The sequence below is a fragment of the Actinomycetospora sp. CA-084318 genome, from assembly GCF_050955885.1.
In the GTDB taxonomy this organism is placed as follows: domain Bacteria; phylum Actinomycetota; class Actinomycetes; order Mycobacteriales; family Pseudonocardiaceae; genus Actinomycetospora.
This window is the reverse complement of the sequence record NZ_CP192098.1, coordinates 4,382,349-4,400,341: the sequence shown is the minus strand read 5'-3', so window position 1 is coordinate 4,400,341 and position 17,993 is coordinate 4,382,349. Positions and strand designations below refer to the sequence as shown.

The window sequence follows — 17,993 nt, the reverse complement described above, 5'->3', positions numbered from 1 at the left end:
ATGGTCGGTATCGGTCGTTCGACCGTTCCGACGCCGTGGCTCAGTGCGCGACCACGGGCCGTACGCGCGCCGCGGGGGTCGCGGGTCGGCATCGGTCGCTTGACCGATGCGTCGGGCGAGGTCCGGCCGCGACGCTGCCGCCATGACGACCGCGGCGACCTCCACCGTCCTGGAACCCCTCGGGACCCTGGCCACGGCGGGTCTCGTCCGGCTGCGCGACGGCGCCCGCGTCGTCGGCCGGCGGCTGGAGGAGGTCGCGGACACCGAGCCCGTCGCGCAGCATCCCGTCCTCGTCCGGGCCCTGCGCAACGTCGCCGGCCTGCCCGACCGGCCACCCCACGAACTGGCGCTCGGCGTCGTGACGCTCGCCATCATGGTGGCGACGGACAGCATCGTGGTCGACCTCGCGGCCAACGTCGTCGCCGTCCTCTTCGTCAACCACCCCCACGCGGCGCAGGTCCCGACGCCGGACGACGCCGCGACGCCCGGGAGGCCCGCATGACCGAGCTCTTCCCCGCCCTGCCCTACGCCGAGTGGCGTCCGACCCGGGACACCCTCCACCGGTTCCTGCAGGTCGTCGGGAAGGTCCGCCTCGCGGCGAGCCCCCGACGCAACCACTGGTGGAACGTGCCGCTGCACCTGTCCGGACGGGGGCTGACCACCCGGCCGATGAGCCTCGACGGGGCGCGGGCGTTCTGCATCGACCTCGACCTGCTCGACCACCGGCTCGACCTGACGACGACCGACGGCGGCCGGTGGTCGTTCCCGCTGACCGACCGCTCCGTCGCGGGGTTCCACGCGGACCTCACCGCCGGTCTCGCGGCGCTCGGCCTCGACGTCGTCATCGCCGACCCGCGACCGTTCGACCTGCCCGACCGGGACCGGCCGTTCGCGCAGGACTCCGAGCACGCGACCTACGACCCGGCCGCCGTCACGCGCTACTGGCACGTCCTCGGGCAGGTCAACCTGCTGCTCGAGGAGTTCGCCGGGCGCTACAGCGGCAAGACCAGCCCGGTCCACCACTTCTGGCACACCTTCGACCTCGCGCTCACGCGGTTCTCCGACCGCGTCGTGGAACACGGCGAGGCGACGGACCCCGTGACCCGGGAGGCGTACTCGCGGGAGGTGGTGAGCTTCGGGTTCTGGTTCGGGGACCCGGCCACGCCCGAGCCCGCCTTCTACTCCTACACCGCCCCCGAGCCCGCGGGGACGGCCGACGCCCCGCTGCACCCGGCGGCCGCCCGGTGGCAGGAGCAGAACGGCTCGCACCTCGCGGTGCTGACCTACGACGCGGCCCGCGCGACGGCGGATCCCCGCGCGACGGTGCTCGGGTTCTACGAGAGCGCCTACCGCGCCGGGGCGGGCGCCGCGGGCTGGTCGGTGGGTGAGTACAGCTGCCGGGGCGGTGTGACCGACCCGGTCCTGGCCGCGGCGCGCCGCACCGAGCAGGAGCGGATCACGCAGGCCGAGCACGACCTCGCGGTCGCCTCGGACTGGCACTTCTGATCCGCACCGACCTCGGTCGGACGACCGATGCGCGGACGGCCGTGGATCGAGCAGGATGAGCACCGTGGACGAGACCCCTGCCGAGATCGACCCCACCGCGTCGCCGTCGGGCCCGGGCTGCCTCGAGTGCGACCGGGACGGCGGGTGGTGGTTCCACCTGCGCCGCTGCGCGGCGTGCGGGCACGTCGGGTGCTGCGACTCCTCGCCGGAACAGCACGCGACCCGGCACGCCCGCGAGGCCGGCCATCCGATCCTGACGAGCTACGAGCCCGGCGAGTACTGGTTCTACGACGACCGCACCGGCGGGGCCGGGGAGGGGCCCGACCTCGCGGCACCGCGCCACCACCCGGCGGACCAGACGGTGCCGGGGCCGGCCGACCGCGTGCCGCGGGACTGGACGTCCCGGCTGCACTGAGCCGGGCTCACACCACTCGTCGTCGGGCCGGCTCCCGGGCCGGTGCGCCGCGCCCGCCGCCCCAGCGGTGGACGCTGTAGCCGAGCAGCCCGAGCAGGATCACCCCGGAGAGGATCAGGCTCGATCCGGTGCCGACCCCGCCGAAGGGCAGCGTCGGGACGGCGATCCAGACGATGCCGCCGACGATCAGGGCCAGGCCCACCGCGGCGGTCCACGCGATCCGCAGCCGCGACGCGACGCTGAACTGCGCCGCCACGATCGCCTGCCGCCGCACCGGCCCGACGTAGCGTTGCGCCCACGGGTACTCATTGGCGAGCACGACGAGCCCGGCGAGGACCAGCAGCAGGCCGGGCCCGGGCAGGACGAGCAGGACGACGCCGACGACTACGAGCGCGACGCCCACGATCGTCACCGCGATGCGCCGGACCAGGACGCCGGCGTCGCGCGCCGCCCGAGGTGCCATACCGGACAGGTACCCGCTGCGGACCGGTCCGCCTCGTGACGCCCCCCGCAGCTGGGCACGCGGCCCGAGCACCGTTTCGCCGGTCGGACCCATCGGGAAGCTGCCGCCGTGACCAGCACGGAGCAGGACACCGGGCCGACCACCGGGGACCGCCCCCGCGTCGTCGTCGTGGGCGGCGGCTTCGCCGGCTACCACGCGGTCAAGGCGTTGGCGCGATCCGTGGGCGACACCGCGGACGTCGTCCTCGTCAGCCCGACGAACTACTTCCTCTACCTGCCGCTGCTGCCCGAGGTGGCGGCCGGCGTCCTGGACCCGCGGCGCATCTCGGTGTCGCTGGCCGCCACGCTGCCGCGCACGGTCCGCCACGCCCACGGCGAGGTCGACGACATCGACCTCGCCGGGCGCCGGGTGCGCTGGATGGACCCGGAGGGCCGCCACCACACGGTCGGCTACGACCGGCTCGTCCTGGCCGTCGGCAGCGTCCACAAGCTCATGCCGATCCCGGGGCTCAGCACCTACGCCCACGGCTTCCGCGGCATCCCCGAGGCGCTCTACCTGCGCGACCACCTGATCCGGCAGATCGACCTCGCCGTCGGGACCGACGACGAGGAGGAACGCCGCGCCCGCTGCACCTTCGTGGTGGTCGGCGCGGGGTACACCGGCACCGAGGTGGCCGCCCAGGGCGTGCTGTTCACCCGGGAACTGGCGCGGGCCCGCGGGCTCGGCGACGACGCGGTGCGCTGGTTGCTGGTGACCCGCGGCGAGGTGCTCTCGGGTCTCGACCGGCACCTCGGGCGGACCGCCGAGACGGTCCTGCGCGAGCGCGGGGTCGAGGTGCGCACCGGCGAGACGGTGGCGGAGGCGACCGCCGACGGGGTCCGCCTGCAGCACGGCGAGCAGGTCCCGACCCGGACGATCGTCTGGTGCGTCGGCGTCCGCCCCGACCCGCTCGTCGAGGGGGTCGGGCTGGAGCTCGCGCAGGGCCGGCTCGTCGTCGACCAGGACCTGTCGGTGCCCGGCCACCCCGAGGTGTTCGCGTGCGGTGACGCCGCGGCGGTGCCCGACGTCGAGCGGCCCGGCGAGTACACCGCCATGACCGCCCAGCACGCCGAACGGCAGGGCCGCCTCGCCGGCCGCAACGTCGCGGCGTCGCTGCGCGGGCGCCGGCTGCGCCGGTACCGGCACCGCGACCTCGGCTTCGTCGTGGACCTCGGCGGCACGGACGCGGCGGCGAACCCGGTGCGCCTGCGGCTGTCCCGCCTCCCCGCGAAGGCCGTGGCCCGCGGCTACCACCTGCTCTCGATGCCCGGCAACCGGGTGCGCACCGCGATGGACTGGCTCCTCGACGCCGTCCTGGGGCGCCAGTCGACCCAGCTCGGCCTCGTGCGCTCCGCGTCGGTCCCGCTCGACACCTCCTCGCCCGAGGTGCCCCACCACCCGCAGATGCCCTTCCCGCCGGAGCGCGGTCAGGGCGGCTGAGCGGGACGCGCGGCGGCGCGGGAGGCTGAGAGTGTGCGCCCTCCCCGCCCGGTCCTGCCCGCCCTCGGTACCACCTCCGCCGTGGGCGTGGCGGCGCTCGGGCTGCACGTGCGCCGGAACATGGGCGCCCGGCTCGCCGTGCTCCGGCGCCTCGCGCAGCGCTCGCCGCACGCGCACTACGGGGCGTTCGCCAACCGGGAGCCGGGCCTGCCGCGACCGGACCTGACGGCCCGCCAGATCGCGACCATGATCCTGCGACGGCGCCGGGTCGGTCTGCCGCCGCGCCCGATCCCGCTCGTGACCACCCCGCCCGGGGCCGACCGCAGCCGGCTCGCCCTCACGTGGTTCGGCCACACGAGCGTGCTGCTCGAGGTCGACGGCCGGCGGGTGCTCGTCGACCCCGTCTGGTCGACGCGCACCTCGCCCGTCCCCGGGTTCGGGCCGCGGCGCCTGCACGCCCCGCCGGTGCCGGTGGCGGCGGTGGGCGAGGTCGACGTCGTGCTGATCAGCCACGACCACTACGACCACCTCGACCGGCCGACCGTCGTCGGGCTCGCCCGATGCACCGTCGCCACGTTCGTCGTGCCCCTCGGGGTCGGGGCCCATCTCCGCAGCTGGGGTGTCGCCGCCGACCGGGTCGTCGAGCGCGACTGGGACGAGGCCGCGGCGGTCGCCGGGCTGACCTTCACCTGCCTCGAGGCCCGGCACTTCTCCGGTCGGGGCCTGCGGCGCAACACCACGCAGTGGGCCGCGTGGAAGGTCGCGGGCCCGGAGCACTCCGTCTATGTCGCGGGCGACACCGGCGCGAGCGCGGTCCACGCCCGCACCGGTGAGCAGCACGGCCCGTTCGACCTCACCCTGATGCCGGTCGGGGCCTACGCCGAGCTGTGGCCGGACATCCACACCACGCCCGAGGAGGCGGTCGCCGCGCACACGGCGCTGCGGGGCGCGGTCATGCTGCCGGTCCACTGGGCGACCTTCGCGCTCGGCTTCCACCCCTGGGCCGAGCCTGCCGAACGGACGCTGCGCGCGGCGGAGGACCGCCGCGTCCGACTCGCGCTCCCGCGCCTCGGCCGGCGCCTCGATCTCTCCGTTCCCGACGACCGGCCCGGGTCGCCCTGGTGGCGCGAGGTCGCGCCAGCGCCCGTTCGGCCGGATCCGGGAGGCGTCGCGGCGTCCGACTGAGCCGCCGGTCGCCGCCGGGCGGCCCAACTTCGCCCCGGCTCCGGCGTGTCGGATAACTGCACGGGGCGCGCGACCGACTCAAGGACCGAACGGTCTGTTCCTCGATCCCGGGGAGCACGGTCCGCGATTCCTCGGGGGCGGTCATGGCGGTAGGGCTCGACGTCGGCTCGACGGGCTTCATCGTCAGGCTCTCCGGGATCGACGTCCTCGCCGGCGGCCGCCGCGAACTCGTCGTGCCGTTCGCCCGCGTGCTCGGGGCGCGCGTGATGCGCCGGGCCGACGCCCTCGCCTCCGGTCCCCGCCTCGCGGCCCCGGCGCTGGGCTGGCCGCGGCGGTGGCGCACCGGGTGCTGGGGGATCGGCGAGCGTCGTCAGTTCTGGGCCGTGCACGGCGGGACCGACCTGGTCGTGGTCTATCTCAGCGGTCGGCCGTTCCACCGCGTCGTCGTCGACGTCGCCGAGCCGCACCTGACCCACCGCCGCCTCGACACCGCGCTCCTCTCCAGCAAGAAGCACGGCCCCCGGTGTTCGCTGCGGCGCCGTCAGTCCTCGAGCGACCAGCTCGGGGCCCGGTGGCCGTCGCCGTAGTCGAGGGTGACCTGCAGGGCGTGGTCGTCGAGGTGGCTGCGGTAGACGAGTCGCTCGTGGTCGACGTGGACGACCTCGACGTGCGCGCGGTGCAGCCAGTCGTGCCGGCGCCGGAGGCCGATCAGCTCCTGGTGGTGGTGCAGCACGTCGAGGTCCGCGCCGGGCGGCGGGAGCTCGGTGAACTCCGGGCGGACGGCGTCGTCGCCGCCGTGCCGGTCCTCCTTCACCCCGGTCAGCCCGAACTCGTCGCCGGCGTAGACCGTGGGTGTGCCGGCGACGGTGAAGAGCACCGCGAGGGCGAGGGGCAGCGCCCGGCGGTCGTCGAGCCGGCTCGCGAGGCGGGTGACGTCGTGGTTCCCGACGAAGGTGGCGGGCACCTCGCCGGCGAGGAACTCCTCGTGGCGGCCCAGGGCGTGGGCGAGCTCGTGGGGGTTGCGGTCGTTGAGGCTCGACCAGATCGCCTTCCACAGCTCGTACTGGGTCAGCGAGTCGATCGTCGTCGCGCGGGCGATCGCGGCGTGGTCGCCGTGCAGCACCTCGCCGAGGAACCAGGCGTCGGGGTGGCGCTCGCGGACCCGGGGGAGGACGTCCGCCCAGAAGTCGGCCGGCACGGCGTAGGCGGCGTCGAGGCGCCAGCCGTCGATCCCGCGGTCCAGCCAGTGGTGCAGCACCTCGACGACGTGGTCGCGGACCTCGGGGCGCCCGTGGTCGAGGGCCAGCAGACCGGGGTGGCCCTCGAACGTCGCGAGCCCACCGTCGGGAGCGTGCCGGAACCAGGCCGCGTCCGGGCCGGAGGGGTCGGCGCGGGCGCCGAGCACCCGGGGGTGCTCCGGCCCGAGGTGGTTGAACACGCCGTCGAGCAGGACGCGCAGTCCCCGGTCGTGCGCCTCGGCCACCAGGTGGTCCAGGTCGTCCTCGTCGCCGAGGCGCGGGTCGACGCGGAGGTGGTCGGTCGTGTCGTAGCCGTGGCTGCTCGACGCGAAGACCGGGCCGAGCAGGACGCCGTTCGTGCCGAGGCGCTGCACGTGGTCCAGCCACCCGACGAGGCGGCGCAGCCGGTGCTCCTCCGGGCCGGGCGGCTCGTCGGCCGGGTACGCGCCGACGGCGCCCAACGGGTACACGTGCCACCAGATCGCGTGGTGGACCCAGCCGGGCTCGCTCATCGCGGAGATGGTGACATGCCCGCCCGGTCACGGCGCGGACGTGACCTGGAACCGCCAGTCGGCGAGCGCCGCGATCCGGTGCGGCGCGGCCTCCCGCAGGTAGCGCTCGTCGTCGAGGAAGGCCCTGAGGGTGGGGAGGTCGGGGTAGCGGATGAGCGCGACGAGGTCCCAGTGCTCGTCGTCGGGGCCGACGAGGAGCTCGTGGGCCTCGCCCACGTACACCGGCGTCGTGCCGCCGAAGGCCGGGGCGATCGCCCGGAAGGCGGGGACGTAGCGCTCCAGGTACGCGGTGCGGCCCGAGCAGGGCGCGTACCCGCTGGCGGGGCCGTACTCGGCCTGCTCGCGGAAGCGCACGAGGTTGAGCATCGTGACGGGCCGGTCGGGCGACACGCCGCCGGTGGCCCGCAGTCGGCTCGGATCGAGGTGGGTGGTCGGCACGGGCATCTCCTCGCGGTCTGGGACCCCCACCCTAGCCAACTTGCGTGCTGACTAACAAGTAAGACTTGTGGCGCAGGACGCCGGTCGCGCGGACGGTCGGATTGGTCCGGAACGGGTAGCCACGGCTCATGGCAGGTACCGACACACGGTCTGACCGACGCAGGTGACCCCGGCGGACGACGCACCGCGAACCGAGGGGCCGGCCTGCGTGTGCTGGCCGGAGCGGCAGCGCGCACGCGGTGTGGGCGTGCTCGAGCGCCTCGACGCCGAGCCGGACACGGTGCGCACCCTGCGGCGCCGGATGCAGGACTGGCTCGACGCGAGCGGGGTCGACCAGGAGACCGCGGAGTCGATCCTGCTCGTCGTCGACGAGGCGGTGACGAACGCGGTGGAGCACGCCTGCCCGGACTGGGACTGCAGCGTGGAACTCGTCGCGGGGCCGCGTGCCTGCGGCGGCGGGGTGGCCGTGCTGGTGGCCGACAACGGCGTGTGGCAGCCCCGCGGCGACCCCGGTTTCCGCGGCCGCGGCATCGACCTCATCGGCCGCCTCGCCCAGCGCAGTTCGATCGAGGCCGGCGACGACGGGACCACCGTGCGGATGTGCTGGCCGGTCACCGACGACTGACCCGGCCGCCGCGAGTGCGGCGAGGTGCGCCATCGATGACGCACCCCGCCGCACTCCCCGTCGGTACGCCTCAGGCGTGGACGACGACGCCCGCCGGCTCGCCGGCGATCGCGCTAGCGAGCTGGCCCGACGAGGTGCCGTCGACGACCCGGACCTCGCGCACGTGCTTGGCGTGCTCCAGCAGCTCCCCGACGATCCGGTCGAGGGGCAGGTCCGCGTCGGTGGTCCGCAGCTCCTTGGCTGAGACCCGCTCCGCGCCCGTGAAGCGCGCGAGCGCGTCGGCGTCGCGGACGTAGGTGACCGAGCGCGCGCCGAGGGCGTCGGCGAGCAGCAGGGCCCCGGCGTCGGTGCGGTGCAGCGGCAGCTTCGTCCGCTGCGAGGTGAACTCGTGCACGCCGTAGGGCGGGTAGCCGTTCGAGACGACCGCGGGCGCGGCGGCGAGGTGCACCGAGAGCTGCCCGGCGACGGCGCCGTGCGGCAGGTAGGAGACGCCCTCGCCCGCCAGGAGCGCGGCGACCAGGTGCCCGTTCTGCTCGGCCTCGGTGGCGGCGAGCCCGGCGAGCGCGCCGGTGGGCAGGCCGAGGTCCAGCCCGACCCCGAGTGCGTGCCGGGCGCGCACGCCGGCGCCCGTCAGGATGAGCATGCGGCGGGACCCGAGCAGCGAACGGATCTCCTCGACGACCGGCAGCAGCGTGTCGCGGCCGCCGTCGATGATGGTGGAGCCGCCGAGCACGACCACGTCGAGCCAGGGCAGCAGCCGGATCGGGCCGTGCTCGACGTCCGTGGCCTCGCGGACCAGCTGACGGTCGAGCAGGGTCTGGCGCATCAGCGCCGAGGGGACGTCCTTGGTGTCGCTCATGGTGGTCTCCTCTACGCCGAGATGATGGTGCCGACGTGCTCGCCGGCGAGGGCGGCGGTGATGCGTCCGGGCACGAGCCCGTTGATCACCTGGACGGAGCGCACCCGGCGCGCGTCGCGCAGCAGCTCGAGCATCCCGCGCTCGAGCACGAGGTCGGGCAGGTCGCGGGCGAGGAGCTCGTCGACGGTGATCTGGGGGATGAAGGTGGCCGAGGGGTTGTTCTTCGGGTTGGCCGTGAACAGGCCGTCCTCGTCCTTGATGTAGATCATCTGCCGGCAGCCGTAGGTCTCGGCGACGAGGAAGCAGCCGGCGTCGGTGCGGTAGGGCGGGATGACGCCCTCGCCCGGCACGCGCTGCCACATGCCGTACGGCGGCATGCCGGCGAAGATCGCGGCGCCGATCTCGGCGACCTGGAGGGGGAGCGAGGCGAAGGCGTTCGGCGCGACGACCGGGATTCCGTGGCGGGCGAGCAGGTAGCCCAGCATCGTGGCGTTCTGGCCGGCGACCGCGGATCCGACGTCGCTCAGCACCCCGGTGGGCAGGCCCAGCTCGGCGGCGAGGGAGTACGCGTGGCGGGCGCGGGTGCCGCCGCCGGTACCGATGAGCAGCTGGTGCTGTCCCCGGGCCGCGAGCAGCTCCTCGACGACGGGCAGCACCGCAGCGGCGCCCCGGTCCATCAGGCTCTGGCCGCCGATCTTCACCACGGTGGCCTCGGGCAGCACGGCGTGGTCGGGGGCGTCGACGCTCGCCGCGGCGAGCGCGGCGTCGTCCAACGAGCGGGTCCGGAGCAGCGACGCCAGGTCACTACTGGTCGGGGCGGTCACGACGGTTCCTCTCCGCCCCCGGGATCGTCGAGGGCGGGCGCGAATCTAGCGGTGCACGACCGATCGATGCCACGGTGCTCTGACCAGCATCGATACCCGTGTGCGGGGTCGTGGGGAGCGGTCCGCCGCAGGCGCGGGCCGGTCGCGGACCCGTCACCGCGATGCCGGGACCGGAGTCCGATCGGGTGATCTCCGCGACATCACCTCGGGCGACGGACGGTGCTCAGGACGCAGTCCTACGACGCCGCCGACCTTGACGGGGCGCTCGCCGGCCCGGTCCGCCCGATTCGGTGTGAAGATGGCGTGATGTACGACATCACGGGGCTCGCCGTGCTGGTCTTCTGCGGCGTGGCGGTGGTGCTCGCGGAGCTCGTCGCCCGCCGGACGGGGATGAACGGGCCGGTCCTGCTGATCGTCGGGGGAGTGGCGCTCGGCTTCCTGCCCGTCACCTCCGGCATCCGCGTGCCGCCCGAGCTCGTGGTGCTGCTGTTCCTGCCGGCGCTGCTCTACTGGGAGGCGCTGACGACGTCACTGCGGTCGATCCGCAACGACCTCCGGACCCTCGTGCTGTCGTCGGTCTTCCTCGTCGTGGCGACGGCGGCCGCGGTGGCGGCGACCGCCCACCTCGTGCTGGGGCTGAGCTGGCCGGTCGGCTTCGTCCTCGGGGCGATCCTCGCGCCGACGGACGCGACGGCGGTCACCGCCGTCGCCCGCGGGCTGCCGCGGCGGCCGCTGACGATGCTGCGGGCGGAGAGCCTGGTCAACGACGGGACCGCGCTCGTGCTCTTCGGGGTGGCCGTCGGCGTGGCGACCGGCACGGAGGCGTTCGAGGCGCTCCCCGTGCTCGGCGACTTCGCGGTCTCCTACCTCGGCGGCATCGTGATCGGGCTCGTCCTGGCGTGGGTGGCGACGCAGGTCCGGCGCGTCGCGCGGGACGCGTTGCTGGAGAGCGTCATCAGCGTGCTCACCCCGTTCGTCGCGTTCCTGCTCGCCGAGGAGATCCACGCGTCCGGGGTGCTCGCGGTCGTCGTGTGCGGGCTGGCGCTGGCGCGCGTCGGACCGCGGACGATCGGGGCCCGCACCCGGGTGCAGGCGCACGCGTTCTGGCGGATCACGACCTTCCTGCTCAACGCCACCCTCTTCCTGCTCGTCGGGCTCGAGCTCCCCGCCGCGGTGTCCGGCCTGTCGTCGCGCACCCTCGGGTTCGGCGTCCTCGCCGCGCTGCTCGTGTCGGCCGCGGTGATCCTCACCCGGCTCGCGTGGCTCAACGTCGTGCCCTACGTGATCCGGCTGGTCGACCGGCGCGCGAGCCAGCGGGCCCGCCGGATGTCGGCGCGGCACCGGCTGCCGCTCGCCTGGTCGGGCTTCCGGGGGGCCGTCTCGCTCGCGATCGCCCTCGCCGTCCCGCTCACCACCGCGGACGGGCAGCCGTTCCCCGACCGCGACCTGCTTCTCGTCATCACCTGCGGCGTCATCCTGGTGACCCTCGTCGTGCAGGGGCTGACCCTGCCCGCCGTCGTGCGGATCGCCCGCTACGGCCCGGACGTCGCGGCCGAGGAGGAGATGGCCCTGGCCCACACCCGCACCCTCGACGGGGCGCTCGCGCTCCTGCCACGGGCAGCGGCCGACCACGACGCGCCCGAGGCCCTCGTGGAGCGGCTGCGCGCCGAGCACGAGGACCGCCGGGCCCGGCAGGGCGCCGTGCGCGACGACGAGCGCCGGCAGCTCGACGACGACGTCGAGACGGCGGTCCGGCTCGCCCTGGTGCGCGAACGGCGCCGGGTGCTGGTGGCGCTGCGCGACGACGGGCTGATCGACGACGAGGTGGTGCTGCGGGTGCAGGCCGAGCTGGACAACGAGGAACTCGGGCTGACGGGGGTCCCGGGCCCGGAGTGAGCGGCGATCAGACGACCAGGCTCAGCCCGGCGGCGATCAGGAAGGCGATCACGCCGATCAGCGTCTCCATGACGGTCCAGGTCCGCAGGGTGGTCCAGACGTCCATCTTCAGGAACCGACCGACCAGCCAGAAGCCCGAGTCGTTGACGTGGGACAGCGCGGTCGAGCCGCCGGCGATCGCGATGACCACGAGGGCGACGTCGAAGCCCGACATCCCCGCGGTGGCGACCGCCGGAGCGATCAGCGCGGCGGTCGTCAGGAGCGCGACCGTCGCCGAGCCCTGTGCGACGCGCAGGCAGAGCGCGATGACGAACGCGGCGACGATGACGGGCAGGCCGAGGGCGTTCAGGGAGCTCGTCAGGGCGGTGCCGATACCGCTGGCCTGCAGCACCTCGCCGAACATGCCGCCCGCCCCGGTGATCAGGACGATCGCGCAGATGGGGCCGAGCGAGGAGTTCAGCAGCTCCTCGATCTCGTCGCGGCGGAAGCGCTCGCGAGCCAGGACGACCACGGCGACCAGCAGCGTGATGAGCAGGGCGATCGGGGTCTCGCCGATCAGGCGCAGTGCGGCGACCCACGTCGCGTCCTCGGGCACCACGCCGTAGGTCGCGAGGGTGTTCAGCCCGGTGTTGAACAGGATCAGCACGAGGGGCAGCAGGAGCAGCGTGACGACGGTGCCGAACGCCGGGGCGCGCACCGCGGTCCCGGTGACCGCCGTGTCGGTGCCGCCCGCGCCGGCGCCGTCCACACGGCTCCCGTCGTCGTCATCGCCCGGGCCGGCACCGAAGACGTCCGGCACCGGGACGTCGATCCGGCTCCCGATCCAGCGCGAGAACAGGTACGACGCCAGGAACCACGTCGGGAGTCCGACCACCAGGCCCGCGACGACGAGCAGCCCGACGTCGGCGCCGAGCAGGTTGCCCGCCCCGACCGGGCCGGGGTGCGGCGGGACGAGCGCGTGCATCACGGCGAACGCGCCCGCGGAGGGCAGGGCGTAGTACAGCAGCGACCCGCCGAAGCGCCGCGCCACCGTGAGCACGATCGGCAGGAGGATGACGAAGCCCGCGTCGAAGAAGATCGGGAAGCCGAACAGCAGCGACGTCACGCCGAGCGCGAACGGTGCGCGTCGCTCGCCGAACACCGTGATCAGGCGGTCGGCCAGTACCTGGGCGCCCCCGGTGACCTCGAGCAGCTTGCCGAGCATCGCCCCGAGGCCGACGAGCAGGGCGACCTCGGCCAGGGTCGACCCGAACCCGTCGAGCAGGGTGTCGACGAGGTCGCCGACCGGCAGGCCGGTCGCGAGGCCGGTCAGCACGCTGACCAGGACCAGGGCCACGAACGCGTGCAGCCGGAACCGCATGATCAGCAGGAGCAGCAATCCGACCGCGCCGACCGCGATGAGCAGCAGGGGCGCGGTGCCGAGTGTCGGCGCCGGTTGGTCCACGGTGTCCTCCCGGGTCGGTGCGACCTCCCGCCGGCCGCGCGATCCGGACGAAAGGTACGCCTCCGGACGACCGGGTGAGAGGTGTCCGAGGTCCCTGCGATCACCGCGTCCAGGCGTGCACGGTGAGCACGGCGTCGGCGAAGGCGTCCGGGGCCTCGTAGGGCAGGGCGTGCCCGGCCTCGACGACGCGGTGCTCGTGCCGGCCGGTGAACATCGCCGCGTGGTCGGCGGTGCCGCCGGGCTTGAGGGTGTCGTCCGTCCCGTCGAGCGTCACCGCGGGCACCGTGACCGGCGGCCGCCGGGCCAGCCGGGCCTCGCGCTCCCCGTAGGCGGGGTCGCCGTCGGCGTTGCCGAGCGCGTGGCGGTAGGCGTGGACCACGACGTCGACGAAGTCGGGGTTGTCGAACGCCTCGGCGGTGCGGTCGAAGAGGGCGTCGTCGAACCGCCAGCGCGGCGACCACTGCTGCCACAGCATCCGGCACAGCTCTCGGCGGTGGGCGGCGAGGACACCGCGTCCGCGCTCGGTCTGCAGCAGGTGCTGGTACCAGACGGCGTGCTCGAGCCCGGGGGTCTGCGGCCGGCGCTGGGCCGCGACGTCGATGACGTCGTAGCTCGCCAGCGACACCAGGCCGGCCACGCGGTCGGGTCGGAGCACGGTGGCCACACAGGAGGCGAGGCCGCCCCAGTCGTACCCGGCCAGGATGGGTGCCTCGAGCGTCAGGGCGTCGAGCAGGGCGAGCAGATCGGATCCGAGTGCGGCCTGCTGCCCGCTGCGCGGTGTGGCGGGAGACCGGAACCGGGTCGGGCCGTGGCCGCGCAGCCAGGGACGGACGACGCGGGCGCCCTCCGCGGTCAGCAGCGGGACGACCTCGTCGTAGGCGTGCACGTCGTAGGGGAAGCCGTGGGTGAGCACGACGGGCCAGCCGTCGGCGGGCCCGTCGTCGAGGAGAGCGACGTCGAGGACGCCCGCGGGAACCGAGTGCATCCCTGCACTCTTCTCCGACCCACGTCGATCAGGCCCGACCGACCACCGTGTCGATCACCTCCCCGGGCCGCTCCGGGCAGGTCGTGCCGGACCATGCGATGTGCTGGTCGGGCCGCACGAGCAGCACCCCGGCCCCGAGCCGGTGCCGGAGGTCGTCGTCGAGCAGGGGTGCGACGGTGACCGGGACGCCGCGCCGGTCACAGGCGTCCCGCAGCGGGTTGCCGTCGTCCGCGGGGCCGGTGAGCACCGTGAGACCGGACCCGAGGGCGTCGTAGAGCGAGCGGCCGTCGGGCAGCCAGGCGTGGGGCAGCCGTTCCCCGGCGTGCGGGCCGCCCGCCACCACCGGTGAGTGGCGATGATCCAGGTCGAGCACGAGGTCGAGGGCGTGGAACTCGGCGGCCTTGGTCTGCTGGATCCGCCGGTGCGCCGCACGGCGGGCGGCGTCCCCGGCCGGGGAGTCGCTGTCGAGGTCGTCCGCGACGAGGTCGGTCGAGAGCGTGCGCATGTTCTCCTCGGCCGCTCGGATGACCCGGTCCTGCACCGGTCGCCGTTCCGCCTCGTAGCTCGCGAGCAGCCCCGGCCCGCCCCAGCCCTGCAGGACCGCGGCGAGCTTCCACCCGAGGTCCACCGCGTCGCCGATCCCGGTGTTCAGCCCGTGCCCGCCGAAGGGCGGATTGAGGTGCGCGGCGTCGCCGGCGAGGAACACGCGGCCGACGCGGAGCGTGTCGACGAGCTGCATCCGTGCGGTCCAGGGGTCGGTCGAGAGCACGGTGGCCTCCGTCGGCGCCCCGACGGCCGCGTCGACGAGCGCCGCCGCCTCCCGCTCCCCGGTCTCCCGGTCGACCCCGAACGCGATCATCCACCACGTGTCGTCGCGGTCGAGCGGCCCGAGCAGCGCCGGGGCGTCCCGGTTGACCGTCCAGTACTGCACCGCCGGGCCGAGCCCCACGCGGGCGGACAGCCCGGGGGCCCGCACGACCATGCCGAAGTTCGGCCGCAGCGCCCGTTCGCCGAGGTACGCGGCCCCGATCCGGTCGCGCACCACGCTGCGCGGTCCGTCGCAGCCGAGCACATAGTCCGCGGTGATCGTTCCGGCTCCGTCGGGCCCCTCGACGTGGACGGTCACGGCCTCGGCGGTCTGCTCGAGGTCGACGACGCGGGTGCCGAACCGCAGCTCCACCACGGGCAGCTCGTCGACGACCTCCCGCAGCAGCTCCTCGAGGACGAACTGCGGGGCCTGCTGTCCGACCTCGGGGAAGCGGTCACCCTGCGGAGCCAGGCCGAGCACACCCGTGAAGCGGGAGAGTTCCCGCCCGAGCAACGACGTGCAGAACACGACGTCGGTGGAGAACGCGGGCGAGAGCGGGGCGCGCTCGCGCAGACGGTCGGCGACGCCCCAGCGCCGCAGGTGCTCCATGGTGCGGACGTTGACGGTCTTGCACCGGGGTCGGGCGTGCGAGACCGTCCGCCGGGGTTCGACGACGACGCACGGGACGCCCCGACGACCCAGCTCGATCGCGGCGGCCAGTCCGACCGGGCCGCCGCCCGCGATCAGCACCGACGCAGTGCCGGCCACTCAGTAGGCCTCGGGCAGCAGGACGTCGGCCGGCGGGTTCTCCGGCCGGTACTTCCCGGCGCGCGCCCCCTCGTGGATCTCGTCCTGGGACAGCCCCTGGGCCCGCGCCTCCACGATCTTGTCGGGGTCGAACCACTCGCCGATCGGGTTCTCCGCGAACTCCCGGGCCGACCACATCCACTCCTTGGACGCCGCCCAGTCGCCGAAGCAGTCGTACTGGATCTCCACGCCGTTGCCCTCCGGGTCGGCGTAGTACATCGACATCGTCAGACCGTGGTCGAGGCACATGAACGGGGTGACTCCGTGCTCGCGCAGCCGCACGTAGTTGTCCAGCCACTGCCCGAAGGTCGCGTACTCGAACGCGGTGTGGTGCAGCCCGGCGCTGGTCGGCTTGTTCTCCGGGCGCGTGATCGCGGGGTGCGCGATGAGGGCGATCCGGTGGTTGGCCTCGTCGTTGGTCAGCCAGGCCGCGGTCTCGGCGTAGTGCACGGGCTGGAGCCCGCACACCAGGCCGTACCAGCGGACCATCTCGTCCAGTTTGAGGGTCAGGAACGTCGCGTGGTGCAGCTTCGGCGGGATGATCGGGACGGGGCGGGAGTCGGTCATGGCTTCTCCTGGCGGTCGAGGGTGGCGACCCAGTCGAGGACGGTGTCGAGGAACTGCTTCGGGGCGTGCTCGTGCATCGAGTGCGGCATGTCCGGGAACGAGCGGTAGTCGATGCGCCCGCCCGCGGCGGTGACGATCTCCCGGGCGCGCCGGGCCTGGTCGTCGGAGTAGGCGCCAGTCAGCCGGCCCGTGGTCGTGTCGACGGTGTGGAAGTGGTGGGTGAGCAGCACGGGCACCCGGACCTGCTCGAGCATCGTCACGTGGTCGCACGACGCCGTGGCGGTGCCGGAGACGAACGCCCGGCCCCACTCCGGGTCGTACTCGCGGAGGTTCTGCGGGGGCCCCGCGGTGGGGTCGGCGTCCTCGTCGGGCGGGAACATCGCCGGGAGGTGGCGGAGCATCTCCAGCGGGACCTCGCGGGGCATGGCGCGCAGCAGGCCGGGCCAGTCGCCGATCGACCACTGGTCGCCGAGCCACTTGTGCCAGACCCGGAAGATCGGTCCGACCGCCTGGTCGATGCCGTGCCCGAAGGCCGGGCGGACCTCGCTGGAGAACAGCGGCGGGTCCTCCCACACCGCGGCCCGGATCTGCCCGGGCTTGGCGTAGGCCGAGAGCCAGGCGGACAGGATGCCGCCGGAGGACATCCCGCTGACGAGCGTCTCCCGCCCGACGACGAGGTCGATGAACCGGACGAGGTCGTTGCCGAAGTTGTCCAGGGTGTAGCGGCCCGGGGTCCACGTCGAGCGGCCCTGCCCGCGCAGGTCGACGGCGTGGACGTGGAAGTGGTCGGCGAGCAGCGCCATGGCGGCCTCGTAGCCCCACCACGACTCGGACTGGCCCGGGATCAGCACCAGCGCGGGCAGCGACTCGTCGCCGGCGACCGCGTAGTTCATCCGGACCTCGCCGAGGTCGACGGTCCGCTCGGGGTAGGCGTGGGCGACGAAGGTGTCGGCGCGGTCGGCGGCCTCGAGGCGGGTCACGTCCGATCTCCCGGCACGAAGCGGTGCTGCATCTGTCCGACCCCGGCGACCCAGGTGACCAGCTCGTCGCCCTCGGCGAGGAAGCGCGGCGGGGTGCGGCCGGCGCCGATCCCGGCCGGGGTGCCGGTGAACACCACGTCCCCGGGCAGCAGGGTGACGATCGAGGAGAGCCGCGCGACGAGGTCGGGCACGGAGAAGACCATCGCGCCGGTCCGCCCTTTCTGGACGCTCTCGCCGTTGAGCAGGCAGCCCAGCTCCAGGTCGTCGGGGTCGAGGCCCGCGGCCCGGAGCTCGTCGACGCTGACGAGGGCCGGACCCGTCGGGGCGAAGCCGGGATAGGACTTGCCCATCCCGAACTGCGGGGGCGGGGCGGAGAACTGGGTGGTGCGGTCGGAGATGTCCTGGCCGACGGTCAGACCCGCGACGTGGTCCCAGCCCTGCTCGGCGGGGATGTCCCGCCCGCCGGTGGCGAGGACGGCGACGAGCTCGACCTCCCAGTCGACGTCGCCCGGCGACAGGGCGATGTCACCCTGCGGCCCGGTGAAGCTGGAGGCGTACTTGGTGAACACCAGCGGCGTCGTCGGGAGCTCCATGCCCGACTCCGCCGCGTGGTCGCGGTAGTTGAGGCCGACCGCGAAGACCTGCGGCGGACGCGGGGCGACCGGACCGAGGGCGCCGGGATCGAGCGGGACGGCGGCGGTCAGGTCGACCGCGTCGGCCCAGCCCCGGAACTCGGCCCACCGCCCGTAGACGGCCTGCGGATCGGGGGCGAAGCGGCCGTCGGAGATCTCCTCGACGTCGAGGCCACGCAGACCTCCGGACCTCTCGGGGTCGGGCTCCACCAGGGCCAGTCGGCCCGCGTGGTTGGCGATGCGCAAGGGGTGTCCTCCCTGGACGAGGGCGCCGCGGCCCTGGTGTGACCTGTGCCATCGCCGACGCTAGAGAGCTAACTTATAAGATGT

Annotated in this window: 19 protein-coding genes; 8 read left to right on the top strand and 11 right to left on the bottom strand. The window is 74.3% G+C overall.

Annotated features, from left to right (window positions below; all coding sequences use genetic code 11):
* Positions 1–142 precede the first annotated feature (142 nt).
* From ACQPYX_RS21555 to ACQPYX_RS21545, 3 genes are read left to right on the top strand one after another with little or no spacing between them, the layout of a single operon-like run.
* Complete coding sequence (locus ACQPYX_RS21555; protein ID WP_433799326.1) at positions 143–502, top strand: hypothetical protein; 360 nt, start codon at positions 143–145, stop codon at positions 500–502.
* Positions 499–1,506: a DUF5996 family protein gene (locus ACQPYX_RS21550; RefSeq protein ID WP_433799325.1), complete on the top strand. Its 1,008-nt coding sequence runs from the start codon at positions 499–501 to the stop codon at positions 1,504–1,506. The genes ACQPYX_RS21555 and ACQPYX_RS21550 overlap by 4 nt, the downstream gene beginning before the upstream one ends.
* Before the next feature lie 55 nt (positions 1,507–1,561).
* Positions 1,562–1,921, top strand: coding sequence for a UBP-type zinc finger domain-containing protein (locus ACQPYX_RS21545; RefSeq protein WP_433799324.1), 360 nt, complete (start codon positions 1,562–1,564; stop codon positions 1,919–1,921).
* A gap of 7 nt (positions 1,922–1,928) precedes the next feature.
* Here the strand turns inward: ACQPYX_RS21545 and ACQPYX_RS21540 are convergent, their stop codons facing one another.
* Positions 1,929–2,384 carry a PGPGW domain-containing protein gene (locus tag ACQPYX_RS21540; protein ID WP_433799323.1) on the bottom strand — a complete coding sequence of 152 codons (456 nt, stop codon included), beginning with the start codon at positions 2,382–2,384 and terminating at the stop codon, positions 1,929–1,931.
* Positions 2,385–2,492: 108 nt separating this feature from the next.
* Between ACQPYX_RS21540 and ACQPYX_RS21535 the strand changes: the two genes are divergently transcribed.
* From ACQPYX_RS21535 to ACQPYX_RS21525, 3 genes are all read left to right on the top strand, one after another.
* Positions 2,493–3,863, top strand: a complete 1,371-nt coding sequence (locus ACQPYX_RS21535; RefSeq protein ID WP_433799322.1) for an NAD(P)/FAD-dependent oxidoreductase — start codon at positions 2,493–2,495, stop codon at positions 3,861–3,863.
* A gap of 33 nt (positions 3,864–3,896) precedes the next feature.
* Complete coding sequence (locus ACQPYX_RS21530; protein ID WP_433799321.1) at positions 3,897–5,048, top strand: MBL fold metallo-hydrolase; 1,152 nt, start codon at positions 3,897–3,899, stop codon at positions 5,046–5,048.
* Between the two features lie 143 nt (positions 5,049–5,191).
* Positions 5,192–5,635, top strand: a complete 444-nt coding sequence (locus tag ACQPYX_RS21525; RefSeq protein ID WP_433799320.1) for a hypothetical protein — start codon at positions 5,192–5,194, stop codon at positions 5,633–5,635.
* Here the strand turns inward: ACQPYX_RS21525 and ACQPYX_RS21520 are convergent.
* Both ACQPYX_RS21520 and ACQPYX_RS21515 read right to left on the bottom strand, forming a co-directional pair.
* A complete protein-coding gene (locus ACQPYX_RS21520) occupies positions 5,590–6,798 on the bottom strand; it encodes an alpha-amylase family glycosyl hydrolase (protein WP_433799319.1) in 1,209 nt (402 codons plus the stop codon). The two genes, ACQPYX_RS21525 and ACQPYX_RS21520, sit on opposite strands and share 46 nt — an antisense overlap.
* Before the next feature lie 27 nt (positions 6,799–6,825).
* On the bottom strand, positions 6,826–7,236 hold the full coding sequence (locus ACQPYX_RS21515) for a DUF1330 domain-containing protein (protein ID WP_230756205.1): 411 nt from the start codon (positions 7,234–7,236) through the stop codon (positions 6,826–6,828).
* Between the two features lie 247 nt (positions 7,237–7,483).
* Here ACQPYX_RS21515 and ACQPYX_RS21510 point away from each other — a divergent pair, with 247 nt between their 5' ends.
* Positions 7,484–7,861, top strand: a complete 378-nt coding sequence (locus tag ACQPYX_RS21510; RefSeq protein WP_230756207.1) for an ATP-binding protein — start codon at positions 7,484–7,486, stop codon at positions 7,859–7,861.
* Positions 7,862–7,931: 70 nt separating this feature from the next.
* Here the strand turns inward: ACQPYX_RS21510 and ACQPYX_RS21505 are convergent, their stop codons facing one another.
* Positions 7,932–8,720, bottom strand: coding sequence for a molybdenum storage protein subunit alpha (locus ACQPYX_RS21505; protein WP_433799318.1), 789 nt, complete (start codon positions 8,718–8,720; stop codon positions 7,932–7,934).
* Positions 8,721–8,731: 11 nt separating this feature from the next.
* Positions 8,732–9,544, bottom strand: a complete 813-nt coding sequence (locus ACQPYX_RS21500) for a uridine kinase (protein ID WP_433799317.1) — start codon at positions 9,542–9,544, stop codon at positions 8,732–8,734.
* Between the two features lie 306 nt (positions 9,545–9,850).
* Between ACQPYX_RS21500 and ACQPYX_RS21495 the strand changes: the two genes are divergently transcribed.
* Positions 9,851–11,440: a Na+/H+ antiporter gene (locus ACQPYX_RS21495; protein ID WP_433799316.1), complete on the top strand. Its 1,590-nt coding sequence runs from the start codon at positions 9,851–9,853 to the stop codon at positions 11,438–11,440.
* Positions 11,441–11,447: 7 nt separating this feature from the next.
* Here ACQPYX_RS21495 and ACQPYX_RS21490 read toward each other — a convergent pair whose 3' ends face one another.
* The 6 genes from ACQPYX_RS21490 to ACQPYX_RS21465 form a co-directional block, all read right to left on the bottom strand.
* Entirely contained in the window at positions 11,448–12,884 is a 1,437-nt protein-coding gene (locus ACQPYX_RS21490) for a GntP family permease (protein WP_433799315.1), read from the bottom strand.
* Between the two features lie 100 nt (positions 12,885–12,984).
* A complete protein-coding gene (locus tag ACQPYX_RS21485) occupies positions 12,985–13,869 on the bottom strand; it encodes an alpha/beta fold hydrolase (RefSeq protein ID WP_433799314.1) in 885 nt (294 codons plus the stop codon).
* Positions 13,870–13,897: 28 nt separating this feature from the next.
* A complete protein-coding gene (locus ACQPYX_RS21480; RefSeq protein ID WP_433799313.1) occupies positions 13,898–15,445 on the bottom strand; it encodes an FAD-dependent monooxygenase in 1,548 nt (515 codons plus the stop codon).
* Complete coding sequence (locus ACQPYX_RS21475) at positions 15,446–16,051, bottom strand: VOC family protein (protein WP_433799312.1); 606 nt, start codon at positions 16,049–16,051, stop codon at positions 15,446–15,448.
* A complete protein-coding gene (locus ACQPYX_RS21470; RefSeq protein WP_433799311.1) occupies positions 16,048–17,031 on the bottom strand; it encodes an alpha/beta fold hydrolase in 984 nt (327 codons plus the stop codon). The genes ACQPYX_RS21475 and ACQPYX_RS21470 overlap by 4 nt, the downstream gene beginning before the upstream one ends.
* The gene (locus ACQPYX_RS21465; protein WP_433799310.1) at positions 17,028–17,909 is read right to left on the bottom strand and encodes a fumarylacetoacetate hydrolase family protein; all 882 of its coding nucleotides are present in this window, start codon (positions 17,907–17,909) and stop codon (positions 17,028–17,030) included. Before ACQPYX_RS21465 ends, ACQPYX_RS21470 begins: the two co-directional genes overlap by 4 nt.
* Positions 17,910–17,993 lie beyond the last annotated feature (84 nt).

Coding starts and splice junctions, on each gene's coding strand:
- ACQPYX_RS21555 (WP_433799326.1), top strand. CDS start 143: ATGACGACCGCGGCGACCTCCACCGTCCTGGAACCCCTCGGGACCCTG.
- ACQPYX_RS21550 (WP_433799325.1), top strand. CDS start 499: ATGACCGAGCTCTTCCCCGCCCTGCCCTACGCCGAGTGGCGTCCGACC.
- ACQPYX_RS21545 (WP_433799324.1), top strand. CDS start 1,562: ATGAGCACCGTGGACGAGACCCCTGCCGAGATCGACCCCACCGCGTCG.
- ACQPYX_RS21540 (WP_433799323.1), bottom strand. CDS start 2,384: ATGGCACCTCGGGCGGCGCGCGACGCCGGCGTCCTGGTCCGGCGCATC.
- ACQPYX_RS21525 (WP_433799320.1), top strand. CDS start 5,192: ATGGCGGTAGGGCTCGACGTCGGCTCGACGGGCTTCATCGTCAGGCTC.
- ACQPYX_RS21520 (WP_433799319.1), bottom strand. CDS start 6,798: ATGAGCGAGCCCGGCTGGGTCCACCACGCGATCTGGTGGCACGTGTAC.
- ACQPYX_RS21505 (WP_433799318.1), bottom strand. CDS start 8,720: ATGAGCGACACCAAGGACGTCCCCTCGGCGCTGATGCGCCAGACCCTG.
- ACQPYX_RS21495 (WP_433799316.1), top strand. CDS start 9,851: ATGTACGACATCACGGGGCTCGCCGTGCTGGTCTTCTGCGGCGTGGCG.
- ACQPYX_RS21485 (WP_433799314.1), bottom strand. CDS start 13,869: ATGCACTCGGTTCCCGCGGGCGTCCTCGACGTCGCTCTCCTCGACGAC.
- ACQPYX_RS21475 (WP_433799312.1), bottom strand. CDS start 16,051: ATGACCGACTCCCGCCCCGTCCCGATCATCCCGCCGAAGCTGCACCAC.